The following is a 5,933-nucleotide window of genomic DNA, read 5'->3' on the forward strand; positions in this document are numbered from 1 at the left end:
GTCGCGGCGCGTGCCGCGCCGTCGGGCCGGGCGCGCGACGCCGTCCGGCGGACCGGGGGCGGAGCCGCCTCGCCGGCGTCCCGGCGGGCGCCCTGCGGTCGACGTGAGTCGTCGCTGGCCACGGGATCAGCAGACGGACTGCAGGTCGTCCGGCGTGAACGGGTCCACGCCGGGCTTCGGCGGCTCGACGGGCGTGACCGGGGTGGTCGCCGGGGCGGTCGCCGTCGGGTCCACGGGCGCCGCCGGATCCGTGGTCCCGGGCTGCGTCGGCTCGACGGGCGGCGTCGCCACCGGGGCGACGAGCGGCACGTCCGCGGCCATGTTCGCCCAGATCGTGTCGGCCTCGTCGGTCCACTCGACCTGGTTGGGGTCCTGGGGCCAGGACCGGAACGGCACCGTCATGAAGGTGATGTTCCCACTCGGGACCTCGCGCAGGCTGAAGGCGAGCCCGGCGAGTGAGGAGAGGTTCCCGGTCTCCGGGTCCGCGGTCAGCGACTGCGTGGCCGCGTTGAGGAACAGGTAGAGCTTCGTCGAGTCGGTGAGGAGGTTCTTCGAGAGCACCTCGTTGGCCGTCGCCGCGAGCAGCTGCTGCTGGCGGCCGAGCCGGTTGGTGTCCGAGCCGTCACCCACGCCGGTGCCCGTCCGGGCCCGGGCGAAGGCGAGCGCCGTCGTGCCGTCGAGGGTCTGCTGCCCGGCGGCCAGCTCGAGGCCCGCCTTGGGGGAGCGCATGTCGTTCGGGATGCACATCGGGATGCCGCCGAGGGCGTCGACCATGTTGACGAAGCCGGCGAAGTCCACGAGGAACCAGCCGTCGATGAAGACGCCCGTGAGCGACTCGACCGTGCGGATGGTGCAGGCGGCGGCGTCCGCCACGTTGCCCGACTGGGAACCGAGGGAGAACGCCTCGTTGAAGCGCGTGGACCGCGGCGACGACGCCGTGCCGTCCGAGCGCGGGCACTCGGGCACGTCGACGTGCGAGTCGCGCGGGATCGAGACGAGGTCGACCCGCTGCCGGTCCGCCGAGATGTGCAGCACGATCGTGGTGTCGGAGCGCATGCCCTCGACGTCGCCACCGATCGCGGCGTTGGCGCCGTCACGGACGTCGGAGCCCATGAGCAGGATGTTCAGCGCGCGGCCCGCGTTGGGGTCGGTCGGGTCGACGGGCTCGGTGCGCACGGGACGGTCCTCGCCGAGCAGCGCGGTGACGTCGTGCGTCTCGATGTTGTTCTCGAGCCGGATGTACGCCGTCGCGGCGCCCGTGGCGCCGAATGACAGCGCGGCCACGGTCGCCAGCGCCACGACGTGCCCCACGGGATGACGACGCAGGCGACGGGCGTGGCGCACGGCGCGCGGGCGCCGCGGGGCGGAGTGGCGTGGGGTCACGGGATCCGAGCATAGGAGGGCCCTGGGCGTCGCCGGGGCGCCCAGGGCGGTGATCGGGTGGAGAAGTTGTGACGGTGGGCGGCGCCTCGCGGCGCCGCCCGCGTCAGCGACCGAGCTGGGCGTACTTGGCCTCCGTGGCGTCCTTCTGGGGACGCCACCAGGCCTCGTTCGCGCGGTACCAGTCGATGGTCGCTGCGAGCCCGTCGCGGAAGGAGCCGTACCGGGGCTCCCAGCCCAGCTCGGTGCGGAGCTTCGTCGAGTCGATCGCGTACCGCATGTCGTGGCCCGGACGGTCGCTCACCAGGTCGTACGCGTCGCGGGACTGCCCGGTGAGCTCGAGGATCAGCTCGACGACGGCCTTGTTGTTCTCCTCGCCGTCGGCGCCGATGAGGTACGTCTCACCGATGCGGCCGCGCTCGAGGATCGCCCACACCGCGGAGTTGTGGTCCTCGACGTGGATCCAGTCGCGCACGTTCTCGCCGGTCCCGTAGAGCTTGGGCCGGACGCCGTCGACGACGTTCGTGATCTGGCGGGGGATGAACTTCTCGACGTGCTGGTACGGGCCGTAGTTGTTGGAGCAGTTCGAGATCGTCGCCTGCACCCCGAAGGACCGGACCCAGGCGCGGACCAGCAGGTCGCTCGCCGCCTTCGTCGAGGAGTAGGGGCTCGACGGGTTGTACGGCGTCTCGGGCGTGAACTTCGCCGGGTCGTCGAGCTCGAGGTCGCCGTAGACCTCGTCGGTCGAGATGTGGTGGTACCGGACGCCGTGCCGGCGCACCGCCTCGAGCAGCGTGTAGGTGCCCACGACGTTCGTCTGGACGAACGGCCACGGGTCCGAGAGCGAGTTGTCGTTGTGCGACTCCGCCGCGAAGTGCACGACGGCGTCCGCGCCGGCGACGAGCCGGTCGACCAGCTCGGCGTCGGCCACGTCGCCACGCACGAACGTGATCGCGTCGGCGACGGGCGCCAGGCTCGCCTCCTCACCGGCGTACGTCAGCGCGTCGAGGACCGTGACCTCGACGTCGGGGCGCTCACGCACGGTCTGGTGGACGAAGTTGGCGCCGATGAAGCCGGCACCACCGGTGACGAGCAGCCGCACGAGGGACCTCCAGGACGAAGTTTGTGACGCAGCCCGCAAGCCTACCCGCGCACGGCGAGCCGCCGCCGCGGCGGGCCCGGGCCCGTGGGTGCGTGCAGAAACCGGGCGAGCGGGGACGGAAGGGACGCCCGGGTGCGTCGGTCCTTGACCTGCTGTGACGGTCCGCTGACACTGCCCATGCCCACCCCCGAGGTCTGGACTTGTGACATGGCTCTGAGACTGCCCCGCGTCGTGACTCTCGGAGTCGTGGCCACCACCCTCGCGGCCCTGGCCGGCAGCGGCCCCGCGCTCGCGAGCGGGTCGGCCCCCGCGGGTGCCGGAGCGTCCGCCGTGCCGTCGTCGACGCGTCCCGCGACGACCGAGCCCGAGGCGCCCGCCACCACCGTCACCGAGGTCGACGTCGTCGTCCCGGCCGTCACTCCCGAGGGCGAGGTGGAGGTCACGCCGGAGCTGACCCGCGCGCGCTCCGCCGAGGACGCCGTGGCCGCGGACGAGGTCGTCGGCACCGAGCGCGTCGAGAGCGAGGTGCTCGAGACGGACGCGTTCCAGACGCTCGGCGTCACGTGGCCGGGCACCGAGACGGTCGACGGCCTCGCGATCGAGGCCCGGACGCGCGCCGACGACGGGACCTGGTCGGACTGGCGTCCGCTCGAGGCGTCCGACGCGGGTGCCGACACCGGCACGGCCGACGCAGCGGGGGAGGTCCGCGGCGGCACGGACCCCGTCTGGGTCGGTGAGGCCGACGCCGTCCAGCTCTCCTTCCCGGCCGAGGCGACGCCCGGCCCGGACGGGCTCCGTCTGACGCTCGTCGGGTCCGAGGCCGAGCACCTCCCCGCCGACGACGCCGTCGTCGGCGGTCAGGCCGACGCGTCGGGCGTCGCGTTCAGCACGGGCCCGGTGCGCATGGTGGGCCCGGAGCCCGCCGTCATCTCGCGCGCCCAGTGGGGCGCGCGGGCGCAGGTGTGCGCGCCGGACGTCGCGTCGACGCTGGTGGCAGCCGTCGTCCACCACACGGCGGGCTCGAACAGCTACGCGTCGGTGGCCGAGGCGATGCAGCAGATCAGGAACGACCAGGCGTACCACATCGACGGTCGCGGCTGGTGCGACATCGGCTACAACTTCATCGTCGACAAGTGGGGCAACATCTACGAGGGTCGGGCCAACAGCTCGACCCAGCCCGTCATCGGCGTCCACGCGGGCGGCTTCAACACCCGCACGCTCGGCATCTCGATGCTCGGCACCTACGGGACCGTCACGCCGTCGGCCGGCACGCAGGAGAGCGTCGCGCGCCTCATCGCGTGGCGCCTCGGGCAGTACCACCGCGACCCCACGAGCACCACGGGCTACACCACCCTCGGCGGCGAGAACTCGAGCGTCCCGGGGGGGACCACGCTGCACCTGCCCGTCGTGATCGGGCACCGTGACGTCGCCTACACCGCCTGCCCCGGCAACGCCGGCTACGCGACGCTGCCGTGGCTCAAGCAGCGCGCGCGCCAGCTCATCGGCCCCACCTTCATCAACCCGGCGCTCACCGCGACCTCGATCCCGCACGCGGGGTCGGTGACCATCACGGGCGGCATCACCTCGACGGTCGACTGGACGCTCACCGCGACGGACACGAGCACCGGGATGAGCCACTACTACGGCACCGGCGCGTGGGGTCCTTCGGGCGGCGGCGCGATCGCGACGTGGAACGGCCGCACGACGCACGGCGACCCGGTCGGTCCCGGCACCTACCGGCTCACGCTCGAGGGCGTCGAGCGCGCGAGCGGCGTCAGGCTCCTGCCCTGGTCGGCGACGGTCCAGGTCGGTGCGGGCGCCAACCCGCCCCCGGTCGCGCCCGTGGCGCTCGCCTCCGACCTGCGGTTCGTGCCGATCACCCCGGGACGCCTGCTCGACACGCGGCAGACCGCGCAGGCGCTCGGGCCGAAGGGGCGCGTCGACGTCCCGGTCACCGGCCGGTTCGGCGTCCCGCCCGAGGCGAAGGCCGTCGCGCTGAACGTCACGACCGTGGCCTCGTCGGCCGTCACCTACCTCCGCGTGTGGCCCGCCGGCCAGGGGGAGCCGGGTGCCTCCGCCCTCAACACGGACCCGGCGCGCACCACCGGGGCCGGGATGATGGTCGGCGTCGGCGGCGAGGGCAAGGTGAGCATCCTCAACAACCAGGGGATCACCCACGTCGTCGTGGACGTCACCGGGTACTACACGGACGCGCCGGGCAAGGGCTCGCCCTACGGCCAGCTCGCGAACGGTGCGCGGGTCCTGGACACGCGGACGACGGGCGGACAGCTCGTGCCCGGGACGACGCGCACGGTCCAGGTCGCGGGCGTCGGCGGCATCCCGGCGGACGCGACCGCGGTCGCCGTGAACGTCTCGACCATCGGCCCGCGCGGGCCGGGCAACGTCGTCGCGCAGCCTGCGGGTGCGGGCGTCACCGGCACGGCGAGCGTCAACCACCTCCCGGGACACGACGTGTCCAACCGGACGATCGTGCCGCTCGCGGGGGGCAAGGTGGACCTCGTGCTCTCGGGTGCGCAGTCCGACGTCGTCCTCGACGTCGTGGGGTGGTTCGGTCCGAGCGGCACGCTCGAGTTCACCCCGATCGTCCCGGCGCGGGCGTACGACACCCGGACCGACGGCGGCGTGGTGACCCAGGGGCAGACCCGCAGGTTCGACGTCACCGGCGTCTCCGCGGTTCCCGCGGACGCGCAGGTCGCCGTCTTCGCGCTCGCCGCAGCCGGTCAGACGGCGCGGGCCACCTTCGTCACGCAGTGGCGCGACGGCGCGACCCGGCCGACCACGTCCGACCTCAACACCGGGGCCGGGCGCGACCAGGTCAACCTGACCTTCACGGGGCTCGCCAACCGCCGCGTGCAGGTCTACAACAACGCCGGCTCGACGCACCTCATCGCCGACGTGTTCGGCTACTTCCGGTAGCTCGTCCGGTAGCCGTGCGACGGTGTCCGCAGGTGGTGGACGCGGGCGCGGAGCGTCAGCCCTGTGCTGACGCCCGCGCCCGCACCTCGTCGAGCAGGGCCTCGGCCCGCGCGCGCGTGAACGGGTTGTCCGTCGCGCGGCCGAGGGCGTCGGCCGCGTCGTCCCAGCGCCCGGCGACCGCGAGGGCGTAGCCCTCGAGCAGCGCCACCTCGGGGTCGGTCGGTGCGCGACGGGCGAGCGTGGCGGCGGTGGCGAGGGCCGAGCGGTCCTCGAGCGACAGCTCGGCGACCAGGAGCGCCTTGCCGGCCTCGACCGAGCCCGGTGTGCGCCGGAGCGCCTCGAGCGCCCAGCGGCGGGCGGCGTCCGCGGAGGCCGGGTCCCCGGCGAGCGCGCCCTCACGGAAGGTCGCGGCCGCGATCAGCGGCACGTCGCGGTCCCACGGCCGCAGGCGCGCGGCAGCCGCGAGGTGCGCGTCCGCCGTGGTGACGTCGCCGGCGACCGCCGCGGCCTGCGC

3 protein-coding genes and 1 pseudogene are annotated in these 5,933 nt (G+C 74.0%); 1 reads left to right on the forward strand and 3 read right to left on the reverse strand.

Annotation, left to right across the window (positions count from 1 at the left end; genetic code table 11):
• Nucleotides 1–126: 126 nt before the first annotated feature.
• Both ICW40_RS03705 and rfbB read right to left on the reverse strand, forming a co-directional pair.
• A complete protein-coding gene (locus ICW40_RS03705) occupies nucleotides 127–1,383 on the reverse strand; it encodes an LCP family protein (protein ID WP_308121607.1) in 1,257 nt (418 codons plus the stop codon).
• A gap of 103 nt (nucleotides 1,384–1,486) precedes the next feature.
• A complete protein-coding gene (gene rfbB, locus ICW40_RS03710) occupies nucleotides 1,487–2,482 on the reverse strand; it encodes a dTDP-glucose 4,6-dehydratase (protein WP_221652488.1) in 996 nt (331 codons plus the stop codon).
• Nucleotides 2,483–2,728: 246 nt separating this feature from the next.
• On the opposite strand from rfbB, the gene ICW40_RS03715 reads away from it, so the two are divergent.
• Nucleotides 2,729–5,419 (forward strand): peptidoglycan recognition protein family protein, encoded by a 2,691-nt coding sequence (locus ICW40_RS03715; protein WP_221652489.1) that lies wholly within the window; start codon nucleotides 2,729–2,731, stop codon nucleotides 5,417–5,419.
• Between the two features lie 55 nt (nucleotides 5,420–5,474).
• Here the strand turns inward: ICW40_RS03715 and ICW40_RS03720 are convergent.
• A pseudogene (locus tag ICW40_RS03720) lies at nucleotides 5,475–5,933 on the reverse strand (hypothetical protein); the annotation flags it as partial.

It is taken from the genome of Actinotalea ferrariae (assembly GCF_019733465.1).
In the GTDB taxonomy this organism is placed as follows: Bacteria; Actinomycetota; Actinomycetes; order Actinomycetales; family Cellulomonadaceae; genus Actinotalea; species Actinotalea ferrariae_A.